Origin of the sequence: Mammaliicoccus sp. L-M44 (assembly GCF_022386355.1) — a bacterium.
GTDB lineage: Bacteria > Bacillota > Bacilli > Staphylococcales > Staphylococcaceae > Mammaliicoccus > Mammaliicoccus sciuri_A.
In genome coordinates, this window is the sequence record NZ_JAJNIU010000018.1 from 34,876 (window position 1) to 55,550 (window position 20,675).

Genomic DNA, 20,675 nt, shown 5'->3' on the forward strand with positions numbered 1-20,675 from the left:
AAAAAATAAACCTAGTCAAAAGACTAGGTTTATGCATTTTGAGATTTGGATAGTTGTGAAAAATCTACCACTACTTGATCCATTCTCTTAGCTGTTTCTTTCATTATATTTCTAGCAACTTTATTTTCTGGGTCTATCTTAAGTATTTGCTTACTTATATCAAAAGCTTGTTTGTCAGAAAGTAAAGGTTCCGGTATAGCATGTAATAGAAGCATTTGTAATAAACTTTTAACTTCTTTATGATCTGTTAAAATCATCGATCTTTCAGCATGATAATATGCTGAATGAAATGCGCCATCATGTTCACTATATGGATAAACGTGTAACAAGAACGCTAAGTCATGAAGTTCACTTGTTTCTCCCTTCTTAATACAGTCTAATATAAATGTATAAAACATCGTACTTTCTTCTTCGTGAGCTGCTGAAATAAAGTGTTCTTCAAATTCTAAGAAATCCACTTCGGACATCAATCTATATGCAGTATCAAATTCGCCACTTAATATATGACCTTTAATCAAATCCTTCATTCAATGTCCTCCTTTTCTCTCTATGCAACATTCACATTCATTTCAATGATAAATTTTTAAAGTCAAAAATATTATAACATGTTTTGTAATAAATTACCTTTAAAATAGAAAACCAACTTAAATTTTAAAATATAAATGATGGTGATACTTGCATCGGTGATTAAAGCGAGCATCACAATTTGGGCATACCTCTTTTAACATATAATCATTGATGGATATCGTTTCTTTACAAACGCCACATAGTATCGCGTGTTCATCAAATTCAGACTGATCCCATCTCTTAATGTCATGCTTTTCACATTCATTATGGCACTTGTAACAAGGATAGAATTTATTACAACATTTAAATTTAATCGCGATGATATCTAGCGGCGTTTGATAATGTTCACATCTAGATTCATTATCTACAGTTAAGCCATGTATTTTCACCATAGTATCCTCCAAAAAATTTACTTTAAGTGAACATCTCACAAATATAGCTATTTTGTCAATTTATAATGATTTGACAGATACCATAAATTTTAATAAGATTAACATATGAACATATATTCATATGTTAGGAGAATAATATGACTACAAATACTATTTTAGATGATGAAACACTATTACTTGTATCACAAACTTTTAAAGCATTAAGCGATCCAACTCGCGTAAAGATATTACATTTATTATGTACCGGAAGACATTCTGTAGGTTGTATAGCTGAAACACTTTCACTCAGTCAATCTTCCGTGTCGCACCAATTAAGATTTTTAAAGAATCTTAGACTTGTTAAATTTGAACGTGAAGGTAAAAGTATTTATTACTCAATCGATGATGATCACGTTATCTTATTATTAAAACAAGCCATCGAGCATGCCAAACATTAACAATTTAGGAGGTGTTTTCATGGGACATGAACATCATGGACATGACCACAACCATGTTCATACAAATAATAAAAAAATACTACTCATTTCATTTATTATCATTGCCGTATTTATGATAGTAGAAGTGATTGGTGGATATATTACAAATAGTTTAGCTTTACTATCAGATGCTGGACATATGCTAAGCGACGCCATTTCACTCTTTATTGCATTAATGGCATTTAAATTCGGTGAACGTGTTTCCAATAAGAATAAGACATATGGCTACAAGAGATTTGAAATTTTAGCAGCTTTAATTAATGGTGTCTTGTTAATTGCTATTAGTATATATATCTTTTATGAAGCTATTTCTAGATTTATAGATCCGCCAGAAGTCGCTTCCACAGGCATGTTAATCATAAGTACAATCGGTTTACTTGTTAATATTTTCATAGCTTGGTTAATGTTTAAAGGGTCTGATACGAAAGACAACTTAAATATGCGTGGTGCATTCATTCATGTACTCGGAGATTTATTAGGTTCAGTTGGCGCAATCGTAGCAGCACTCATTATGATTGCATTCGGTTGGAAATTAGCTGACCCAATAGCAAGTGTTATTGTGGCACTATTAATTATTAGAAGCGGATATGGTGTTACGAAGTCTGCATTAAATGTACTGATGGAAGGCACTCCATCAAATATCGATGTTCATGAAATATCTGAAACGATCAAGTCGCACCCAGATATAATAGAAGTACATGATTTGCACATATGGTCCATTACAAGTGATTTAACAGCCTTAAGTTGTCATGCAGTTGTAGATAAAGATAAGACTGTGGAGGAATGCGACAGTATAATAGAAGAAATCAATCATAAACTTATTCATAAATCTATACATCACGCAACAATCCAATTAGAAACACCAGATCATCAGCATGACAGTTCCCTACTCTGTTGCATGGAACAAACAGAACACGTACATTAAAAAAACAGCCACAACATCAATGTTGTGGCTGTTTTCTTCTATATGAATGATTCAAATATTAATTGTTTGCCTGGTACTTTCTTATCATCAAATCCTTCTAAGAATGGTTGATTATCATAAGGTACTTTGACTCTTTCTACGTTTATGGCACCATCTTTAACTTCTACAATGCCATACACAGCGTATGCACCGTTATTTAACCCTACTGATCCTGGATTAAAATATATTGTTTCTATATCATCAAAGTGATGTAACACGTGATTATGTCCGAATGTAACAAAATCTGCATCTACGCCGTTAAATAATCCGTGTACATGTTCTAACGAAGGATCTACGATTGGTTCAAATGGATCTTCACTAATATGCTTATCCATATTTTCTTCGAGTATTCGATAATGTGTGAAATAAAATTTTAAACCGTCTATTTCTTTTGTAACTTCACGTTTAAGTTCATTTAAAAAGGTATAATATTTACTATCTAAATGTTCTACTATCCATTGATGATGTTCATAGAACTTACTTTTCAAACTTTCTGGATATGGTTCGTTGTTAACGACTGACATAATCGCTTCATCGTGATTACCTGCAATGTATGTCATATCTTTTCTGCTTGTAACTGCTTCAAGAACTTCGTTTGTACAATGGCCAACACCAATATTATCACCTAAGTTATAAATGTGATCTATATCCGTGCGATTATCGATATCTGAAAGTACCGCGTTTAATGCATCGATATTTCCATGTATATCTGTCAAAATTGCGAATTTAACCATCATAAGACTCCTTTATGATTATTGATTAAATTGATCAACCGCTTCTTTAATTTCAACATCTCCTGAAACGACTTGGAATTCTTGACCAATTTTCTCATCATTGTTTAATACTTCAACCAAGACAGTCGCTACATCTTTACGAGGTATTTTACCACGTTCTACTTCTTCAGCTAATGTAACTGTTCCTATAGCATCATCATTTGTTAATGCACCAGGGTGAACGATTGTATATGGTATATTAGCATTTCTTAAATGTTCATCTGCATAGTGTTTAGCTATTGTGTAAGGTTTTAAATCTCCTTCAAAAGCTGATCTTCTTGTATCAAATGAAGATACCATTACAAAATGTTTCGTACCTGCTATTTTACTTGCTTCAATAGATTTAACTGCGCCGTCTAAGTCTATAATAATTGTTTGGTCTGCACCAGTATGTCCACCTGAACCTGCTGTAAACACAACTTTATCTGCATCTTTTATTTTTTCAGAAATGTCATTGATATCGTCATATTCAAGATCTAGTGGTGCTGTTGTTGCACCTAAGTCTTCAAAGAAACTTGCTTGACTGTTTTTTCTAATACCTGCAACAACTTCATTGCCTTCTGCTACTAAATCTTTAACTAAATGTCTTCCTATTTGTCCATTAGCACCTATTACGAAAATCTTCATTATAAAACACTCCTTTAAATTTTTTCATGTATAAAACGATAGTTGTGTAATCTATCTGGCGTGATTAACCTTGAAGTCACTTCATATGGCTTTTTATAGTTCATATCAGAAACAACAATTGAACCATCATTTTTTACTTCTTCAACTATTGCGACGTGCCCTAGTTCACCATAATCTGTTTGTAAGATTGAGCCTTCACTAGGTTGTCCGTTTACTTTATAGCCTTCTTCTTTTGCACGGTCATCCCAATGTTTAGCGTCACCCCATGATGAACTAATTTTTTTATCAATTTTCAATCTTTCTTCAAATACATAAAATGTACATTGACCTTCTTGATAGTAATTACCAAGTGAACGGTCATCTGTTTTATCATTCTTTTTAATTTGTTCCGTACGAATCGCTACTTCTTTTTCTTTCATCTGCTTCTTTACGTCTTCAACATAATGATTTAATAAATCGAATCCACCTTGGCTTTTAAAAAGCATAACCATGGTAATAATAGCGACCCATGTTGCAAGGTAAACGATGAAGCGGAATAACTTTTTCATAGCTCACTCCTATAACTAATGTACCTCAAATATATGAGTTAAAACGTAGGATATCAAATAAAGTGCTTATAACTTTTTTGAAAAATTCACAAATGCAAGAAAGTTTTTGACAATTAAATGACATTTACATAGTTTTTTATGGTACCCTAATGATACAAAAAGACAAGAGGTGAATCATATGTTCAAGTTCCAATTGGATTACTTTAGAAATGGACAGGGATTCCATTTAAAAACTATTCTATTTTCTATTTTAGCATCAATCGTTATGGTTCTCATAATGTTAATACCGGGTGTATTATTCTTAATCGGTGGTGTCTCACTCGCTTCATCACAAGACTTCTCAGGTGAACCTTCTGGCGGAGGATTAGCAATATTCTTTGTCACTATGGTACTCGGCTTTTTATTAACACTTGGTTTATATATCTTTGTTTTAATTCCTTTAGCTTATGGCATGATTAAATACTATAAAGATACAGACTTAGGTATTGGGCCAAACTTTAGTGATTTATTTATGTTCTTACGAAAAGGAAACTACGTTAAAACATTAAAACTTACAGTTATTATAGGTGTTATCAGTGTTGCAATGTACATAGCGATTTATATTGTCGTATTAGTTGTTGAACTAATCTTCTTTGCAATATTCGGAACATCTATGGCTATTATGCAACCAAGCGGTTCAAGTGAAGCTTTCGGCGCAATGTCTATATCATTTGTAATTATCATGTTATTTATGATTTTAGTTCTATTCGCAGTGTTTATTCCATTATATTATGTAGTGATATTTATTATGAACACAGTACTTGTTCATATTGATCAAAGATCGTTACCAACATTCACTAAATTCTCAATTGGTTGGAATATTACAAGTAAAGGTCCTAATAATGCTTGGAAATTATTATTCAGTAACTTACTTTATGTTGTTGTTGCATATATTGTTTTAGCTATTATTGGTATCGTTGTTGCAGTTGTTGTTTCATTTATGCCAGCAGTATTACAAGTTATATTCGCGGTACTTGGATATATTGTGTACTTTATCTTTATGTTTATTGTTTCATACTTCATTTACGGAAGTGTAATGAACTTCTATCATAAAAATAAAAATGCACTTTACCCTCCAAATAACCAGTAATCCTAATTGATTACATATAAAGCGCTCAATCTAGATTCAATAGATTGAGCGCTTTTTTTATATTAAATCTTTAATACTATATAAAGATTGTAATTCAAAGTCGGGTTTAACCTCTATATATTCAAAATCACTAAAGTTACGATTAACCCATGCCGTTTGAAATCCAAACTTTTGTGCGCCAACAATATCCCATTTATTTGATGATACAAATAGTACTTCATCTTTATTATATGGAATATTTTCTTCTAACAAAGCGTATCCATTAGAATCTGGTTTATACACCCCAAACTCTTCAAGAGACAAGATAAACTTAAAGTAACTCTTGATATTTGAATAATCTAATACTTGTTCTATCATTTCTTTATTACCATTACTAAATATGATTTGATCAACTTCTGATAATTCTTTTAATGTGTGCGCAACTTCTGGAAATGGCGTTAATTGATTATATGCTGCCATACATTCGTTAATTTCTTTCAATGAGTAATCAAAATCATTTCTGCTGAGTACGTACTCAAGTGAATCACGAATCACTTTACTAAATGGTTTATATTCATCCACTAATTGTCTCACGTGTGTGTACTCAATTAGTTTATATCGCCATGCTTTAGCAATTCTATCTCCATTTCCCGGGAATAACTTTTCACATTTTTCTCTCACACTATCTATATCAAAAAGCGTGCCATATAAGTCATAAACTACTGTTTTAATCATTTCATCACCCCTTTAAAACATCACTCATTGTATTATATCCAAATGTATATAAAACAATCACATAAAATATATTGCTAACAACCTTATTGTTCATAAAATAAAACCATGCTCCTTTATATCGGACATGGTTTCATATATTGATTTAATTAATTAAAAACTTTTGACTTAAAAAGTCAGCGACACCATTTTCTACATTTGTACGTCTCGTAACTTCACTACCTAACGCTTTAATATGATCAGGTGCATTTTTCATCACAATTGGATTATCTACAAATTCGAGCATTTGTCTATCATTATCACTATCACCAATCGCAAACGTTTCAGTATCATCTGCAATTCCTAAATAGTCTAAAGTAGCTTGAATAGCTGTTGCTTTGTTAACGCCTGTAGGCATCGTTTCTAAATTACAAGTTGTTGAATGAGAGATTGAAATATCTAATTCTTCTTTCATAGGTACGATAAGTTCTTCCCATTTTTTAATTTCTGACTCGTATTTTTTGAAGAAATAAAATTTAGAATAAGCATCTTCAGGTATTTCATCAACCCAATTGATTTTTTCACTTAAAGCTTCTTGTCGAGATTTCCATTCGTTACGTTCTACATCTCCCAATTCATCTGTTTGGATTTCAGAAAGTAATAACGTTTTATCACGTTTTAAGGCGATACGATTTTTATAGTATGGAAATAGCTCATAATAAATTTGATGTTGTTCTGCTAAATCTACAAGTTTACGCACTGTTTCCATAGGCAGTTGGTGTTTAAATATTTCTTCTCCATTAATATATCCTACTGCACCATTTGAAGATAAAATACCATCAACTTCAAAATTCTCTGGTACTAAATATGGAATTTCATCATATGCTCTTCCTGTCGCAATAAATACTTTAATGCCTTTTTGTCTAACTTCTTGAATAACATCATTTGTATGATTCGTTACTCTGTTGTCTTCATTTAAAATTGTCCCATCCATATCTAAAAAAACTGCTTGAATCGTCATGTTGAATCCTCCATATCATTTATCAATGTCTATTATTTCATGCTCACAACATAAAGGCAATTTTTTAAAATGCATATTACTTTTTAGATAAAATTGGTCTATCATTTTTAAATGTAACATCCACATCAATTCCAAATAAGTTACTCATATTATCACTATTTAATAGCGAATGAATATCACCTGATTGGAATACTTCTCCATTTTTCAATAAAAGTATGTTTTTAAAGATTGGTAAGACTTCTTCTAAATGATGTGTCACATAAATAATCGTTGGTCTATTACTATCTTGACCGATATACTCAATTCTTTCTAACAGATCTTCACGTGCTACAAAGTCTAATCCATTAGTTGGTTCATCAAGAATAAGCAACCTCGGTTCTGACATTAACGCTCTACCTATCAATACGCGCGTTTGTTCTCCTTGAGATAGCGTTTCAAACCTTCTATTTATATAATGTGTAATACCTAGCGTTTCACAAATATGTTTCGCTTTTTCTTTAATTTCTTCAGTAGGTTCTTCATAAACACCAATTGACGCATAAGCACCACTAATAACAGTTGTATAAGCATTGTCCTGTTGTCTCATTTTCTTAAATAAAGATGATGAAACATAACCAATTTGCCTTCTAATAGCATCAGCAGAATAACCTGGTCTTCCTTGTTTCATGTCTAGTATTTCAAATTCACCAGATGATGGTGCTGTATATGCGTTAATAATATCGAGAATGGTAGATTTACCAGCACCATTTAATCCGTACAAGACCCAGTGTTCTCCATCTACTATTTCCCAAGAAATATCTTTTAATATGTATTTGCCTTCTCTAATCCAATTAATATGTTTCAAATCAAGAAGCATACTTACATCCCCTTTAATATAAGAATTTAGAATATTCACTTATTGTACATGAAACATCTCTTATATTAAAGATGATAGGATAGGAAGGCTTAATTTTATAATGATTATTCTGGATTAATATCGAATCTTAATCCATCTGGTGAAATCAATACTTCAGATGCTCTGTTCGGTATTTGCATATCAATATTGGCAAGTCCGTAACTATGATCTAAATCTTCGCGTTTTTTATTAGATTGCCAAGTATTAATTGCAATATGGTGATGGTAATCTTTCGTTGACATGAATAATGCATTAGGGAAGTTACCTACAACAATTTTTAATCCTAATGTATCAATATAAAAATCTTTGCTTTCATTGATGTTGCTTGTTTTTAAATGTAAGTGTCCAATCTTAGCACCTTCAGGCATACCGTTCCAACCTTCAGTTGATGCATGTTTGACTAAAGCTTCTGCGTCTACCTCATGTGTATCCATATTGACATTGCCATCATTCCATACCCAAGTTTCTGGATCTCTATCTCTATAAATTTCTAAACCATTGCCTTCTGGATCATTTAAATACAATGCTTCTGACACGATATGGTCCCCAGCACCTAATCTTACATTTAATCTTGAAGCATGTAATAAAAAGTCTGCTAAATCAGCAGTTGTTGGTAATAATATTGCTAGATGGAATAATCCAGCTTCTCTCATACTTGGTTCTCTACCATCTACTAATAAATTTAATGTAATAGTATGACCTGAGTTACCAATCTCAAATACTGTTTGTTTGTCATCTTTACTTTTTATATTTAATCCTAGAATACTGTCGTAAAATACTGTCATTTTTTCTAAATCTTTAACATTTAATGTAATGCCTTTAACTAAATTTGCATCTTTACCATGAAACATAACTTGCACCTCTTCTTATTTATTAGTTAACTATAGTATATTTTATATACTATAAAAAGTATACTACTTTGTTTTGAAAAGTAAAAAAACCTATACGATACAATTTTACATTGAATCCGTATAGGCCATTTTATTATAATTCCATCTCTAATCTCACCATATCTTTGCATTGTATACCATTCTCAAAGATATGTTCTTCGTAATACTTTACAAAATAATCAATATCTATTGATTTCATTCTAAATCCAGCTTGTTGATAAAGTTTCAATTGCCCAATACCTGAGTTACCTGTTCCAACAGTTATTGTATGACAATGTAATTTTCTCGCTTCATTAATCAAATGGTCAATTAATAATTTCCCTATACCTTGATTTTGAAATTGAGGATCAACTGCTAAATTAACTAACTCATATGTATTGGGTCTCGTTAATAACCCAACTGCAATTCCGATATCTTGATGATCTTGTTGATAAACATATACTTGACCTCTAGAAGCATAATCACTAACAGCATGTTGATTGTCATCTGCTAAAGCTAATAATTCATAATGTCTATCATTTAACTGCTCACATAAAGTTATCATTGTATCACCTTCATTGTTTAAGTTATGAAACTTTCTTCTTCCTAATAAACCAAATGCCAAATACAATTATACCAATTGCAATAACTGCGTACATAAAGTTAGAATAAACATCCATATAATTGACGATTTGATGCCAATTATCTCCTACTTTAGCACCTACCAGTACTAATACTAAATTCCATATCAATGTACCAATTGTCGTTAATACTAAAAATAACCATTGATTCATACCGCTCATACCAGCCGGAACGGATATTAAACTTCGAATAAGTGGAATAAATCTACAGAAGAATACAGTCCATGGTCCATATTTATCGAACCAAGCATCCGCTTTTCTTACATCTTCTTTCGTTAACCTAAGATATTTACCCCATTTCTCGATAATTCTTTCGATTCTTTCAACATTTAGAATACGACCAATCCAATATAATATGACCGCACCGCCTACAGAACCTATTGTAGATGCAACGACTACACCTAAGACTGTTAGATCTGACTTCGTTGTCATGAAACCTCCAAATGTTAAAATAACCTCTGATGGTATGGGTGGGAAAACATTTTCCAATAATATCAATAAGGCAATACCAAAATAGCCAAATTGTTCCATTACACTTGTAATCCAACTCTCCATTAATTTGCTCCTTTAAGTTGATATCTTTCTCATTTTATTGCTTTGTAAATAAAAACTCTCAATAATAATAAATAAAACATAATGATGAAACTTAATTATATAATATATAACGCTGAATAAGTGTAAGACTTAAGTATGAACATGACAATTTTTATTTATATGCATTGTCATTACTTTTTATTTTACAATAAAATGATTCATAAAAAAATTCACACCCATTTATATATGAGTGTGAATGAAGTATTTATAATTTAACTTTTTTTAATCTTAATGCATTTGTTACGACACTTACAGAGCTTAATGCCATTGCAGCACCTGCAACCCAAGGCGCTAGAATACCTATTGCAGCAATTGGTATGCCTGCTGTATTATAGCCGAATGCCCAGAATAAGTTTTGTTTAATATTTTTAATTGTTGCATGACTTATTTTAATTGCTTTTGGGATAAGTAATAATTCTCCACCAAGAATTGTTACATCTGCCGCTTCAATCGCAACTTCAGTGCCAGTCCCAATTGCGATACCAATATCTGATATTGCTAACGCTGGCGCATCATTAACTCCATCACCGACCATTGCAACCTTTTTGCCAGTACTTTGAATTTCTTTAATTTTATCAGCTTTTTCATTTGGTAATACTTCAGAAATGACTTTTTGAATACCTACTTGATTTGCGATAGCCTGAGCTGTTCTTTCGTTATCACCAGTAAGCATCACGACTTCTAAGCCTTCATCTTGAAGCAGTTTAATCGCTTCTGGTGCACTTTCTTTAATTGTATCCGCAACTGCGACAATACCTTTAAATGTACGATCAACAGCAACTAACATAGCTGTTTTACCTTCTTGTTCTAAATTAGACATGTCTTGTTCAAATGATGTCGTTTCGATACCATGTCTTGTCATTAATTTTCGATTGCCGACTAATATTTCTTTATTCTGTATAGTTGCTTGAATACCATATCCAGGTATTGCATTAAAATCGTCTACATCATTTAATGCGACTTCTTGTTCTGTAGCGTATGCAACAATTGCTTCAGCAAGAGGGTGTTCTGAACCTTTTTCTGCACTTGCTAATAGACTGAGTGTTTCTACGTCACCAGTATAATCCGTAACTTCAGGTTTACCTTTTGTAATTGTACCAGTCTTATCTAGCACGATTGTATTTAATTGGTGTGTACGTTCTAAATGTTCGCCACCTTTGAATAATATGCCATTCTCGGCAGCTTTACCCGTACCAACCATAATGGATGTTGGTGTAGCTAATCCAAGCGCACATGGACAAGCAATGACAATCACAGCAATTGCTGCTACTAATGCACGTTCAAACTGACCTGGATCTACTAATGTTAGCCATATGATAAATGTTAAGATTGATAACCCAACAACAATCGGAACGAAATAACCAGAAATAACATCTGCTAGTCTTTGGATAGGTGCTTTAGATCCTTGCGCTTCTTCTACAATTTTAACAATAGAAGCATGTGCCGTATCTTCACCTACTTTTGTTGCTTTTACATGAATTAAACCATTCTTATTAATCGTTGAACCAATGACTTCTTCATTTATCGTTTTTTCAACAGGAATAGATTCACCTGTAATCATAGATTCATCTATTGATGTACGCCCTTTTTCAATAATACCGTCCACCGGTATCTTTTCACCTGGTTTGATGTTCAATATATCACCGACAACGACATCATCAATAGGTATCATGATCTCTTTATTATCACGAATAACTCTTGCTTCTTTAGCTTGTAAATTTAATAAAGATGATAAAGAATTCGTTGTTTGACTTTTAGCGCGTTTTTCTAAATATTTCCCAAACAAGATTAAAGTAATTAACACTGCACTTGTTTCAAAATATAAATGCGGCATATAAGATGGATTACCAATTGTTTTGATAGCTTCATATAAACTATAAAAATATGCTGCACTTGTTCCTAATGCCACTAATACATCCATATTAGCACCACCATTTTTCAAGTTCTTATAAGCGCCAACATAGAACTGCCAGCCAATGATAAATTGAACAGGTGTTGCTAGTATAAATTGAAACCAAGGATTCATTAAGATATGAGGCATAGGCATATTAAATAAATGCACAAACATCGTCAATAAAAGTGGCAACGATAAAATAGCAGAAATAATCAGTTTAGTTTTCATTTTTTGTACTTCTTGTTCTTTATGCGTTGTTTGATTTTGAACATCACTTTTAGTAGCAGCGTCATAGCCTAAATTTTTAATTTTATTAATAATACTTTTAACATCTATAATTTCAGGATTGTATTCGACATTAGCTTGTTCAGTCGTTAAATTAACTGTTGCTTGTGTGATACCTTCTTGTCGATTGAGTACTTTCTCAATACGGTTAGAACATGCTGCACACGTCATACCATAGACATCTAATTCAGCCTTTTCAGTTAAGACACCGTATCCGAGATTTTCAATTTTATTTGTAACATCCGATAAATTTGTAGCGTCATTATTGAAAGTGATGGATGCTTTCTCAGTTGATAAATTCACTTGAGCATCAACGCCATCCATTCTGTTTAACACTTTTTCAATACGATTGGAACATGCTGCACATGTCATACCCGTTACACCAACAGTAACATGTTTAGATTCACTCATTTCGTTTACCTCCTTACTTAGAAAATTGTTTAAGTACACTCATTAATTCATCTATTGTTTCTTCGCCTTCACCATTTTGAATAGCATCCGTCACACAATGTTTAATATGTCTTTCCGTTACCGCAAATCCAACATTTTTTAAAGCAGACTGTATCGCACTAATTTGAACTAATATATCCACACAATATCTATCTTCCTCAACCATACTTTGAATACCACGCACTTGACCCTCAATACGTTTTAGTCTATTGATCACTTTATCTTTTTCCTCTTTAGTTCTAGGTGTTACAGTATGTTCATGTAAATATTCACTCATACAATCACTTCCTCTCTTCAATTAATACTATACCCCCCTATAGTATATTTTTCAATATAAAAGCTCAACAAAAATTATATGCGCTGTTGAATAGAGAAAGTTTGTTAATATGTTATGGGCCACCTTAGTTACATTTCCACGGGCTTTTGTTACTATGGGCTGCCTTAGTTACAATTCCCCAGACTTTTGTTACTATAGACCCCCTTAGTTACAATTCTCCAGACTTTTGTTACTATGGACATGGACCTCCTTAGTTACAATTCCTCCGACTTTTGTTACTACTGCCATCATACACGCCTAACCATATATAATATATTCAAAATTTACAAAAAAACACCTGAGCGAGTAGCTCAGGTGTTCAACATCAATCTATTCAACTGTAACTGATTTAGCTAAGTTACGTGGTTTATCTACGTCACAACCTCTGTGTAATGCAGCGTAGTAAGAGATTAATTGTAATGTGATTACTGATACAAGTGGTGATAACATTTCATGAACGTGTGGTATTACATACGTATCTTGATCGTGTTCTAAACCTTCCATAGAAATAATACATGGATTAGCACCACGTGCTACAACTTCTTTAACGTTACCACGAATTGATAAGTTAACTTTTTCTTGTGTAGCTAATGCAATGATTGGTGTACCTTCTTCAATTAATGCAATTGTACCGTGTTTTAATTCTCCTCCAGCAAATCCTTCTGCTTGGATATAAGAAATTTCTTTAAGTTTCAATGCACCTTCAAGACCTACGTAGTAATCCATTGTACGTCCAATAAAGAATGCGTTACGTGTTGTTTCTAAGAAATCTTTAGCGATTTGTTCCATTTTAGGCGCATCGTCAACAATTGCAGTGATTGCAGTTGTTACTTTCGCTAATTCAGGAATAATATCTACGCCAGTATTTTTGTTATGTGCATTCGCAACTACTTGAGAAAGAATTGCTAATACTGCGATTTGTGCTGTATATGCTTTAGTTGATGCAACAGCGATTTCAGGTCCAGCGTGTAAAATTAATGTATGATCCGCTTCACGAGATAAAGTTGATCCTGGTACATTTGTAATTGTTAATGCTTTGTGACCTAAACGTTTAGCTTCTACTAATACTGCACGGCTATCTGCTGTTTCACCTGATTGTGAAATAAAGATGAATAATGGTTTTTCAGATAATAAAGGCATGTTGTAAACAAACTCTGAAGCTACATGTACTTCAGTAGGAACGCCTGCCCATTTTTCAATGTATTCTTTACCTACTAAACCAGCATGGTAACTTGTACCACATGCAACGATATAAATTCTATCTGCTTGTGCAACATCTTCAATAATTTCTTTATCGATTTTAAGGTTACCCTCTTCATCTTGGTAATTTTGAATAATGTTACGCATAACACCTGGTTGTTCGTGAATTTCTTTTAACATGTAGTGATCGTAAGTACCTTTTTCAACGTCTGAAGCATCGATTTCAGCTTTATAGCTATCTCTTTCGATTACGTTACCTTCTTGGTCTTTGATGATCACTTTATCGCGTTTTACGATAACAATTTCGTTGTCGACTAATTCTTTATAAGTATCTGTTACAGCTAACATAGCAATTGCATCTGAAGCAATTACGTTAAATCCATCACCGATACCAACTAATAATGGTGATTTGTTTTTAGCTACATAGATTGTGTCAGCATCTTGTTCATCTAATAAACCTAATGCATATGAACCGTGTAATAATGATAATACTTTATTGAAAGCATCTTCTGTAGTTAAACCTTCGTTTGAGAAGTGTTCAATTAATTCAACAATAACTTCAGTATCAGTATCTGATTTAAAAGTGATACCTGATAAAAATTCATTTTTAAGTTGTTCATAGTTTTCAATAACACCGTTGTGTACTAATGTGAAACGACCTGATGTTGATTGATGAGGGTGAGCGTTCTCATAGTTTGGCACACCGTGAGTTGCCCAACGTGTATGTCCAATACCAATATTTCCATCAAAGTCATCAGAAGCTGCTTTACGTAATTCAGCAATTCTTCCTTTTTCTTTAAATACTTTAATTTCTTCTTCATTTCTTACAGCAATACCAGCTGAATCATAACCTCTATATTCTAATTTTTCTAATCCTCTAAGTAATAATTCTTTAGCATTTGCTGTACCTATATATCCTACTATTCCACACATAATCAAAATTCCTCCAATTTTAAATAAGCGGTCAGACTTTTAAAATTTTAGTCTAGTCGCTTTCAATACTCTGTTCAATTTATGGCTATTTCAATGGCTTTGGACATACAGTCACCTATATGCTTTAAACATTGAACTTCGAATGAGCCACATCCGGGATAGCATCCGCCGATAATTCGATAACTATCCTCCTCGTCAACAAAGTTCATAACACTCATTCAGCATGTATCTGATTATACATGCCTCTTCAATCGCGTATGTTCTTTGTTCAGGCGCTATAAGTTTCCTTATTTCGATAAACCTCACAATCCTCCTTAAGAAAGCTCTCTTCATTCTACAATGAAATTGTATGTTGTGCAATTATAATACTATATTTAGTGCAATTTTCTCATAAAAATATAATAATAACAGTTGTAATAAATAAAATAAAAAATCTGAGACACATAAAAGTTGTCTCAGATTAATAATATATTTATTCAATTCCCATCTCTTGTTCTACTACTTCTGCAATGCTGTTAACAAATCTTTCAGCATCTTCTTCTGTTTTAGCTTCAACCATTACACGAACAAGTGGTTCAGTACCTGATGGTCTTACTAATATACGACCTTCGCCATTCATTTCAACTTCAACTTTAGTCATAATCTCAGAAACTTTGGCATTTTCTTCAACACCATATTTATCAGAAACTCTAACGTTTACTAATTTTTGTGGATATTTTTTCATTTTGCTTGTTAAGTCACTTAAACTTTTGCCTGATCTTTTAACGATACTTGCAAGATGCGCACCAGTCAGTAACCCATCACCAGTCGTATTATAATCCATCATAACGATATGACCTGATTGCTCTCCACCAAGGCTGTAAGAACCACGTCGCATTTCTTCTACAACATATCTATCTCCAACTTTAGTTTTGTTAGATTTAATACCTTTTTCTTCTAGTGCTTTATAGAAACCTAAATTACTCATTACTGTTGAAACGACCATATTATCTTTTAATTCACCATTTTGTGCCATATCTTCAGCTAACACATACATGATTTGGTCACCATCAACGATTTGTCCTTTATCATCTACAGCAATGATTCTATCCCCATCACCATCAAAAGCTAAACCAAGGTCTGCACCATGTTCAATAACAGCTTTAGCTAATTCTTCTGGGTGTGTAGAACCAACATTTAAGTTAATATTATAACCATCTGGCTTACAACCGATTGTTTCGCTAGTTGCTTCTAAATCACCGAATAAATATGGCGCAAGAGAATAAGTAGCACCATGTGCACCATCTAGGACAATTTTCAATCCATCTAAATCTCCATCAACAGTTGATTTAATATAGCTTATATATTTTTGAGCACCTTCAAAGTAATCAGAAATATGATTTAATTGGTTACCTGTTGGTCTTGGTAAATTGTCTTCTGTAGAATCTAATAACTTTTCAATTTCTAATTCTTCATCATCCGTTAATTTGAAACCATCTGGACCAAAGAATTTAATTCCATTATCTGCTACCGGATTGTGTGACGCACTGATCATAACACCTAAATCTGCATCCACTTCTCTCGTTAAATAAGCTACACCTGGAGTTGAAATAACACCTAATCTCATGACTTCTGCACCAATTGATGAAAGACCAGCGATTAGAGCTGCTTCTAACATTTCGCCAGAAACACGTGTATCTCTACCTACTAATACTTTAGGATTTTCACTACCATGTTTCTTTGATAATACATAACCACCAAATCTACCTAATCTAAATGCGATTTCTGGTGTTAACTCAGAATTAGCTACACCTCTAACACCATCTGTACCAAAATATTTGCCCATTATAATTCTCCTTTAATTCCATTAGTTTTTAGAAGTTTCTATTTTTGCTTCGACATTTTTAAATTCTGCTTCGTCCACACCATCAGGCAAGCTAAGACTTACTTTTTTAGATGTATCACCGTCAACATTTGAAATATCGACAGGTACATCTATTGATCCTATACCATCAAGAACGTTTCTCGAACCATATATTTTAACTTCGGTTTTATCTAAAGTAATATCATCAATATTTATATTTTTAGATGCACTACCTTTTGTAACAGGATTTAATGTCACAGTTTTACTAGATCTTGCAACTTTAATATTGACGTTAACAGTATCTGGTCTAATCTGTACGTCTAGTTTATTTAAATTGCTATCGAGTACACTGATACCCGCTTTTTCAGTCGTATCATCTGTTAATTGCTTCGTTTCATCTAAAGTAGCTTTAACATAAGCAATTTTATTAAGTTCTTCTTGTCCACCTGTAATCGTTACTTGTGATGGATTAACAGTTTCTCCTACTAGCTCATATCCAGAAGCAATTCTGTTTTGGTTAATCTCTGCTTCAATTGGATATTTTTTAGAAACTTTGTCTTGTAACGTTACATTTGCGCTTTTAGGCACAACTGTCGCTTTAAGTTCATCACTAAGTCCTTTAATTTTAAAGTTTTCTTTATATTGTCCTACTGATTTGTTTTTCAAATCCAATTCTACTTTAAAATTCAATAATTTTTCAGCTTGTAATATTGTAGATTGTGGACCAGAAACTTTTACATCCACAGTTTTAGGTGCTCCTGATAAATATAATTCTTTCGTATTATAAATTGTATCTACCGGAACATCTTCTATTACATGATCTGAACTTTTCAAAGCATTTTCCGAAAACAAACTACCGAACACATTATTTACTGATAAGAACATGAGTAGCGCTAAAATTAAAGCTACAAATCGTAAACCCCATTTAGATTCTAGCATCTACTTCACATCCTTTCTGTTTTGAACAGAACCAAACCAATGCTCAACTAGTAACTCTCTAAAGGCTTCACTTGATATTTCTTTTCTTAATCGACCATCAATTGTTACAGATATTGAACCTGTTTCTTCTGATACTACAACTGTAAATGCATCTGATACTTCTGAAATCCCTACAGCTGCTCTATGACGCGTTCCTAAACTTTTAGAAATTTTTTGACTGTCAGATAACGGCAAATAACTTGCTGCTGTAGCAATTTTTTGTTCACGTATGATCATCGCACCATCATGTAATGGTGTATTTGGAATAAAAATATTTGTGAGTAATTCTTGAGAAATATCAGCATTAATAGGTATACCTGTTTCTATGTAGTCTTGAAGACCTGTTTCTTTCTCGAATACAATTAATGCACCTATTCTTCTTTTAGCCATATACTGAACAGCTTTATCAACACTATCAGTTAACCTTTCTTGTTCTGCTGATGTCGCTACATTTACTCGTTTAAATAGACTTCCTCGCCCTAATTGTTCCAACGCTCTTCTAAACTCTGGTTGGAATATTACAATGATTGCTAAAAATCCCCATTGCAATACAAAATCAAATAAAAGCGTAGTAGTCGTCAAATTCAAAAAATTACTTACTGTTCTACCAATTATGATGAAAAATATACCTTTTAATAGTTGTATCGCTTTTGTACCTTTAACGACAGTTATAATTAAGTACAATACATACCATACAATAATTAAATCAAGTATACCTGTTATAACTTTTAAGGCACTTAATTCACCAAAAATGTCAGGTAACTGCATAGTATCTCCTCCGTGTTTCATTTACCTAGTGCTTATTATAACAATTTTTGAGATATATTGTTAATTTAATTATATATAAAACAAAAAAAGCCTCTATAAAAGAGACTTCTTTATTAAAGTATATTTTATCTATGATTGTCAATTATAATAATTTCTCTCCAAAGAATGATCCCATTAACCCAATTGCTTGGTGAGCCGTTTTATTATATTCATCGATTAGAGGATTTACTTCGACTAAATCAGCAGATACGATTAAATTTGACTCATGGAGTAACTCCATAGCTAAATGACTTTCTCTATATGTTGCGCCTCCTGGTACTGTTGTGCCCGTACCAGGCGTTTCGACTGGATCTAATGCATCAACATCCAATGAAAGATGTACACCATCCGTTTTATCCTTTAAGTAATCTATCGTTTCAGATATAACTTGATTCATGCCAAGTTTATCTATATCTGCCATTGTATATGTACGTATACCTGATTTTTTAATATATTCCTTTTCACCATCATCTAAATCTCTCATGCCAATTAGAACGATATTTTCAGGTTTTACTTTGTTCTTATATCCACCGATATTCATTAATTCTTCATTACCTTCACCTATTAAGACTCTTAATGGCATTCCATGAATATTACCACTTGGTGAAGAATCTAATGTATTTAAATCTCCATGTGCATCATACCAAATAACACCGAGATTACTATAGTGTTTACTGATACCAGCGATTGATCCAATTGATAATGAATGATCCCCACCTAAAATTAATGGAAAGTTACCATTATTCATCGTTTCATTTACGGATTCATATAAGTTATTTGAAAATGAAATTACTTCATCTAAATTTCTTAAACCTTCTTGTTCGCTTTTATATTTTTTCATATCAATATTAGGTGATTCTACATTACCTTTATCTATGACATGGTGACCTATATTTTCTATTCTTTCAATCAAACCAGCATATCTCAATGCATCTGGTCCAAAATTAACGCCTAATTTTCTTTGACCAAAAGCAGTTGGTGCACCGATTATTTCAATGCTCTTTTTCATAATTTCAAATCCCCCTTAATTTGCATTACTATTATATTCTAGTATATGTAAGCACTTACATCAAGCTATATAAGGGTTTGTGGATAATATTAATATATTCCAAATATTTATACGTATATACATCGTTTTATGCATATTTTCATCAATAAAAAAGAGACATTAGATTAACTAATGTCTCTTACTTATGAGCCATAGAGGATTCGAACCTCTGACCCTCTGATTAAAAGTCAGATGCTCTACCAACTGAGCTAATGGCTCTTAATGGCTGGGCTAGCTGGATTCGAACCAGCGAGTGACGGAGTCAAAGTCCGTTGCCTTACCGCTTGGCTATAGCCCAAAAATGGTGGAGGGGGGCAGATTCGAACTGCCGAACCCGAAGGAGCGGATTTACAGTCCGCCGCGTTTAGCCACTTCGCTACCCCTCCAGCTTATTAAATTAAATGGTGGAGAATGACGGGTTCGAACCGCCGACCCTCTGCTTGTAAGGCAGATGCTCTCCCAGCTGAGCTAATTCTCCATAAAAAATGACCCCTACGGGATTCGAACCCGTGTTACCGCCGTGAAAGGGCGGTGTCTTAACCGCTTGACCAAGGGGCCATGGCTCCACAGGTAGGACTCGAACCTACGACCGATCGGTTAACAGCCGATAGCTCTACCACTGAGCTACTGTGGAATAATAAAATTAAATATTTGCCCGGCAACGTCCTACTCTCGCGGAACGTAAGCCCAACTACCATCGGCGCTAAAGAGCTTAACTTCTGTGTTCGGCATGGG

21 protein-coding genes, 6 tRNA genes and 1 rRNA gene are annotated in these 20,675 nt (G+C 33.1%); 3 read left to right on the forward strand and 25 right to left on the reverse strand.

Going from position 1 to position 20,675, the window contains the following annotated elements; all coding sequences use genetic code 11:
- Positions 1-29: 29 nt before the first annotated feature.
- Together LQ611_RS10475 and LQ611_RS10480 are read right to left on the reverse strand one after the other, a co-directional pair.
- On the reverse strand, positions 30-527 hold the full coding sequence (locus LQ611_RS10475) for a hypothetical protein (protein ID WP_107565396.1): 498 nt from the start codon (positions 525-527) through the stop codon (positions 30-32).
- A gap of 117 nt (positions 528-644) precedes the next feature.
- Positions 645-959, reverse strand: a complete 315-nt coding sequence (locus LQ611_RS10480) for a CHY zinc finger protein (RefSeq protein WP_107565395.1) — start codon at positions 957-959, stop codon at positions 645-647.
- Between the two features lie 137 nt (positions 960-1,096).
- On the opposite strand from LQ611_RS10480, the gene LQ611_RS10485 reads away from it, so the two are divergent.
- The gene (locus LQ611_RS10485; RefSeq protein ID WP_025907403.1) at positions 1,097-1,396 is read left to right on the forward strand and encodes an ArsR/SmtB family transcription factor; all 300 of its coding nucleotides are present in this window, start codon (positions 1,097-1,099) and stop codon (positions 1,394-1,396) included.
- A 19-nt stretch (positions 1,397-1,415) separates the two neighbouring features.
- The gene (locus LQ611_RS10490; RefSeq protein ID WP_025907406.1) at positions 1,416-2,360 is read left to right on the forward strand and encodes a cation diffusion facilitator family transporter; all 945 of its coding nucleotides are present in this window, start codon (positions 1,416-1,418) and stop codon (positions 2,358-2,360) included.
- Between the two features lie 38 nt (positions 2,361-2,398).
- Here the strand turns inward: LQ611_RS10490 and LQ611_RS10495 are convergent, their stop codons facing one another.
- From LQ611_RS10495 to LQ611_RS10505, 3 genes are read right to left on the reverse strand one after another with little or no spacing between them, the layout of a single operon-like run.
- Positions 2,399-3,133 carry a metallophosphoesterase family protein gene (locus tag LQ611_RS10495; protein ID WP_107565394.1) on the reverse strand — a complete coding sequence of 245 codons (735 nt, stop codon included), beginning with the start codon at positions 3,131-3,133 and terminating at the stop codon, positions 2,399-2,401.
- 18 nt (positions 3,134-3,151) lie between these two features.
- Positions 3,152-3,799, reverse strand: a complete 648-nt coding sequence (locus LQ611_RS10500) for an SDR family oxidoreductase (protein WP_025907410.1) — start codon at positions 3,797-3,799, stop codon at positions 3,152-3,154.
- 14 nt (positions 3,800-3,813) lie between these two features.
- The gene (locus tag LQ611_RS10505) at positions 3,814-4,347 is read right to left on the reverse strand and encodes a CHAP domain-containing protein (RefSeq protein ID WP_025907412.1); all 534 of its coding nucleotides are present in this window, start codon (positions 4,345-4,347) and stop codon (positions 3,814-3,816) included.
- Between the two features lie 178 nt (positions 4,348-4,525).
- Here LQ611_RS10505 and LQ611_RS10510 point away from each other — a divergent pair, with 178 nt between their 5' ends.
- Positions 4,526-5,476 carry a hypothetical protein gene (locus tag LQ611_RS10510; protein ID WP_025907415.1) on the forward strand — a complete coding sequence of 317 codons (951 nt, stop codon included), beginning with the start codon at positions 4,526-4,528 and terminating at the stop codon, positions 5,474-5,476.
- A gap of 57 nt (positions 5,477-5,533) precedes the next feature.
- Here LQ611_RS10510 and LQ611_RS10515 read toward each other — a convergent pair whose 3' ends face one another.
- The 20 genes from LQ611_RS10515 to rrf all read right to left on the reverse strand — a co-directional run.
- Positions 5,534-6,190, reverse strand: coding sequence for a haloacid dehalogenase type II (locus LQ611_RS10515; protein WP_025907416.1), 657 nt, complete (start codon positions 6,188-6,190; stop codon positions 5,534-5,536).
- Between the two features lie 142 nt (positions 6,191-6,332).
- On the reverse strand, positions 6,333-7,187 hold the full coding sequence (locus LQ611_RS10520; protein WP_107565393.1) for a Cof-type HAD-IIB family hydrolase: 855 nt from the start codon (positions 7,185-7,187) through the stop codon (positions 6,333-6,335).
- A gap of 76 nt (positions 7,188-7,263) precedes the next feature.
- On the reverse strand, positions 7,264-8,043 hold the full coding sequence (locus LQ611_RS10525; RefSeq protein WP_107565392.1) for an ABC transporter ATP-binding protein: 780 nt from the start codon (positions 8,041-8,043) through the stop codon (positions 7,264-7,266).
- A gap of 104 nt (positions 8,044-8,147) precedes the next feature.
- A complete protein-coding gene (locus tag LQ611_RS10530; RefSeq protein ID WP_037560313.1) occupies positions 8,148-8,933 on the reverse strand; it encodes a VOC family protein in 786 nt (261 codons plus the stop codon).
- Positions 8,934-9,066: 133 nt separating this feature from the next.
- Positions 9,067-9,516, reverse strand: a complete 450-nt coding sequence (locus tag LQ611_RS10535) for a GNAT family N-acetyltransferase (protein WP_025907422.1) — start codon at positions 9,514-9,516, stop codon at positions 9,067-9,069.
- Between the two features lie 22 nt (positions 9,517-9,538).
- A complete protein-coding gene (locus tag LQ611_RS10540; RefSeq protein WP_025907425.1) occupies positions 9,539-10,147 on the reverse strand; it encodes a DedA family protein in 609 nt (202 codons plus the stop codon).
- Between the two features lie 244 nt (positions 10,148-10,391).
- Entirely contained in the window at positions 10,392-12,776 is a 2,385-nt protein-coding gene (locus tag LQ611_RS10545; protein ID WP_239709560.1) for a heavy metal translocating P-type ATPase, read from the reverse strand.
- Positions 12,777-12,789: 13 nt separating this feature from the next.
- Positions 12,790-13,092, reverse strand: coding sequence for a metal-sensing transcriptional repressor (locus LQ611_RS10550; protein WP_025907429.1), 303 nt, complete (start codon positions 13,090-13,092; stop codon positions 12,790-12,792).
- 369 nt (positions 13,093-13,461) lie between these two features.
- On the reverse strand, positions 13,462-15,264 hold the full coding sequence (gene glmS / locus LQ611_RS10555; RefSeq protein ID WP_239709562.1) for a glutamine--fructose-6-phosphate transaminase (isomerizing): 1,803 nt from the start codon (positions 15,262-15,264) through the stop codon (positions 13,462-13,464).
- Positions 15,265-15,736: 472 nt separating this feature from the next.
- Entirely contained in the window at positions 15,737-17,089 is a 1,353-nt protein-coding gene (gene glmM / locus LQ611_RS10560) for a phosphoglucosamine mutase (RefSeq protein WP_025907433.1), read from the reverse strand.
- A gap of 21 nt (positions 17,090-17,110) precedes the next feature.
- Positions 17,111-18,046, reverse strand: a complete 936-nt coding sequence (locus LQ611_RS10565) for a CdaR family protein (protein WP_025907435.1) — start codon at positions 18,044-18,046, stop codon at positions 17,111-17,113.
- Entirely contained in the window at positions 18,047-18,853 is an 807-nt protein-coding gene (cdaA, locus tag LQ611_RS10570) for a diadenylate cyclase CdaA (RefSeq protein ID WP_025907437.1), read from the reverse strand.
- Between the two features lie 142 nt (positions 18,854-18,995).
- Positions 18,996-19,901, reverse strand: coding sequence for an arginase (gene rocF, locus LQ611_RS10575; protein WP_107565389.1), 906 nt, complete (start codon positions 19,899-19,901; stop codon positions 18,996-18,998).
- Between the two features lie 185 nt (positions 19,902-20,086).
- Positions 20,087-20,159, reverse strand: a tRNA-Lys gene (locus LQ611_RS10580).
- Positions 20,160-20,163: 4 nt separating this feature from the next.
- Positions 20,164-20,238 (reverse strand) — tRNA-Gln (locus LQ611_RS10585).
- A gap of 4 nt (positions 20,239-20,242) precedes the next feature.
- Positions 20,243-20,326 (reverse strand) — tRNA-Tyr (locus LQ611_RS10590).
- A 16-nt stretch (positions 20,327-20,342) separates the two neighbouring features.
- A tRNA-Val gene (locus tag LQ611_RS10595) sits at positions 20,343-20,418 on the reverse strand.
- Between the two features lie 8 nt (positions 20,419-20,426).
- Positions 20,427-20,498 (reverse strand) — tRNA-Glu (locus LQ611_RS10600).
- A gap of 1 nt (position 20,499) precedes the next feature.
- Positions 20,500-20,574 (reverse strand) — tRNA-Asn (locus LQ611_RS10605).
- Positions 20,575-20,593: 19 nt separating this feature from the next.
- Positions 20,594-20,675: ribosomal RNA gene (gene rrf, locus LQ611_RS14290) — 5S ribosomal RNA — on the reverse strand; the annotation flags it as partial.

Coding starts and splice junctions, on each gene's coding strand:
- LQ611_RS10475 (WP_107565396.1), bottom strand. CDS start 527: ATGAAGGATTTGATTAAAGGTCATATATTAAGTGGCGAATTTGATACT.
- LQ611_RS10480 (WP_107565395.1), bottom strand. CDS start 959: ATGGTGAAAATACATGGCTTAACTGTAGATAATGAATCTAGATGTGAA.
- LQ611_RS10485 (WP_025907403.1), top strand. CDS start 1,097: ATGACTACAAATACTATTTTAGATGATGAAACACTATTACTTGTATCA.
- LQ611_RS10490 (WP_025907406.1), top strand. CDS start 1,416: ATGGGACATGAACATCATGGACATGACCACAACCATGTTCATACAAAT.
- LQ611_RS10495 (WP_107565394.1), bottom strand. CDS start 3,133: ATGGTTAAATTCGCAATTTTGACAGATATACATGGAAATATCGATGCA.
- LQ611_RS10500 (WP_025907410.1), bottom strand. CDS start 3,799: ATGAAGATTTTCGTAATAGGTGCTAATGGACAAATAGGAAGACATTTA.
- LQ611_RS10505 (WP_025907412.1), bottom strand. CDS start 4,347: ATGAAAAAGTTATTCCGCTTCATCGTTTACCTTGCAACATGGGTCGCT.
- LQ611_RS10510 (WP_025907415.1), top strand. CDS start 4,526: ATGTTCAAGTTCCAATTGGATTACTTTAGAAATGGACAGGGATTCCAT.
- LQ611_RS10515 (WP_025907416.1), bottom strand. CDS start 6,190: ATGATTAAAACAGTAGTTTATGACTTATATGGCACGCTTTTTGATATA.
- LQ611_RS10520 (WP_107565393.1), bottom strand. CDS start 7,187: ATGACGATTCAAGCAGTTTTTTTAGATATGGATGGGACAATTTTAAAT.
- LQ611_RS10525 (WP_107565392.1), bottom strand. CDS start 8,043: ATGCTTCTTGATTTGAAACATATTAATTGGATTAGAGAAGGCAAATAC.
- LQ611_RS10530 (WP_037560313.1), bottom strand. CDS start 8,933: ATGTTTCATGGTAAAGATGCAAATTTAGTTAAAGGCATTACATTAAAT.
- LQ611_RS10535 (WP_025907422.1), bottom strand. CDS start 9,516: ATGATAACTTTATGTGAGCAGTTAAATGATAGACATTATGAATTATTA.
- LQ611_RS10540 (WP_025907425.1), bottom strand. CDS start 10,147: ATGGAGAGTTGGATTACAAGTGTAATGGAACAATTTGGCTATTTTGGT.
- LQ611_RS10545 (WP_239709560.1), bottom strand. CDS start 12,776: ATGAGTGAATCTAAACATGTTACTGTTGGTGTAACGGGTATGACATGT.
- LQ611_RS10550 (WP_025907429.1), bottom strand. CDS start 13,092: ATGAGTGAATATTTACATGAACATACTGTAACACCTAGAACTAAAGAG.
- glmS (WP_239709562.1), bottom strand. CDS start 15,264: ATGTGTGGAATAGTAGGATATATAGGTACAGCAAATGCTAAAGAATTA.
- glmM (WP_025907433.1), bottom strand. CDS start 17,089: ATGGGCAAATATTTTGGTACAGATGGTGTTAGAGGTGTAGCTAATTCT.
- LQ611_RS10565 (WP_025907435.1), bottom strand. CDS start 18,046: ATGCTAGAATCTAAATGGGGTTTACGATTTGTAGCTTTAATTTTAGCG.
- cdaA (WP_025907437.1), bottom strand. CDS start 18,853: ATGCAGTTACCTGACATTTTTGGTGAATTAAGTGCCTTAAAAGTTATA.
- rocF (WP_107565389.1), bottom strand. CDS start 19,901: ATGAAAAAGAGCATTGAAATAATCGGTGCACCAACTGCTTTTGGTCAA.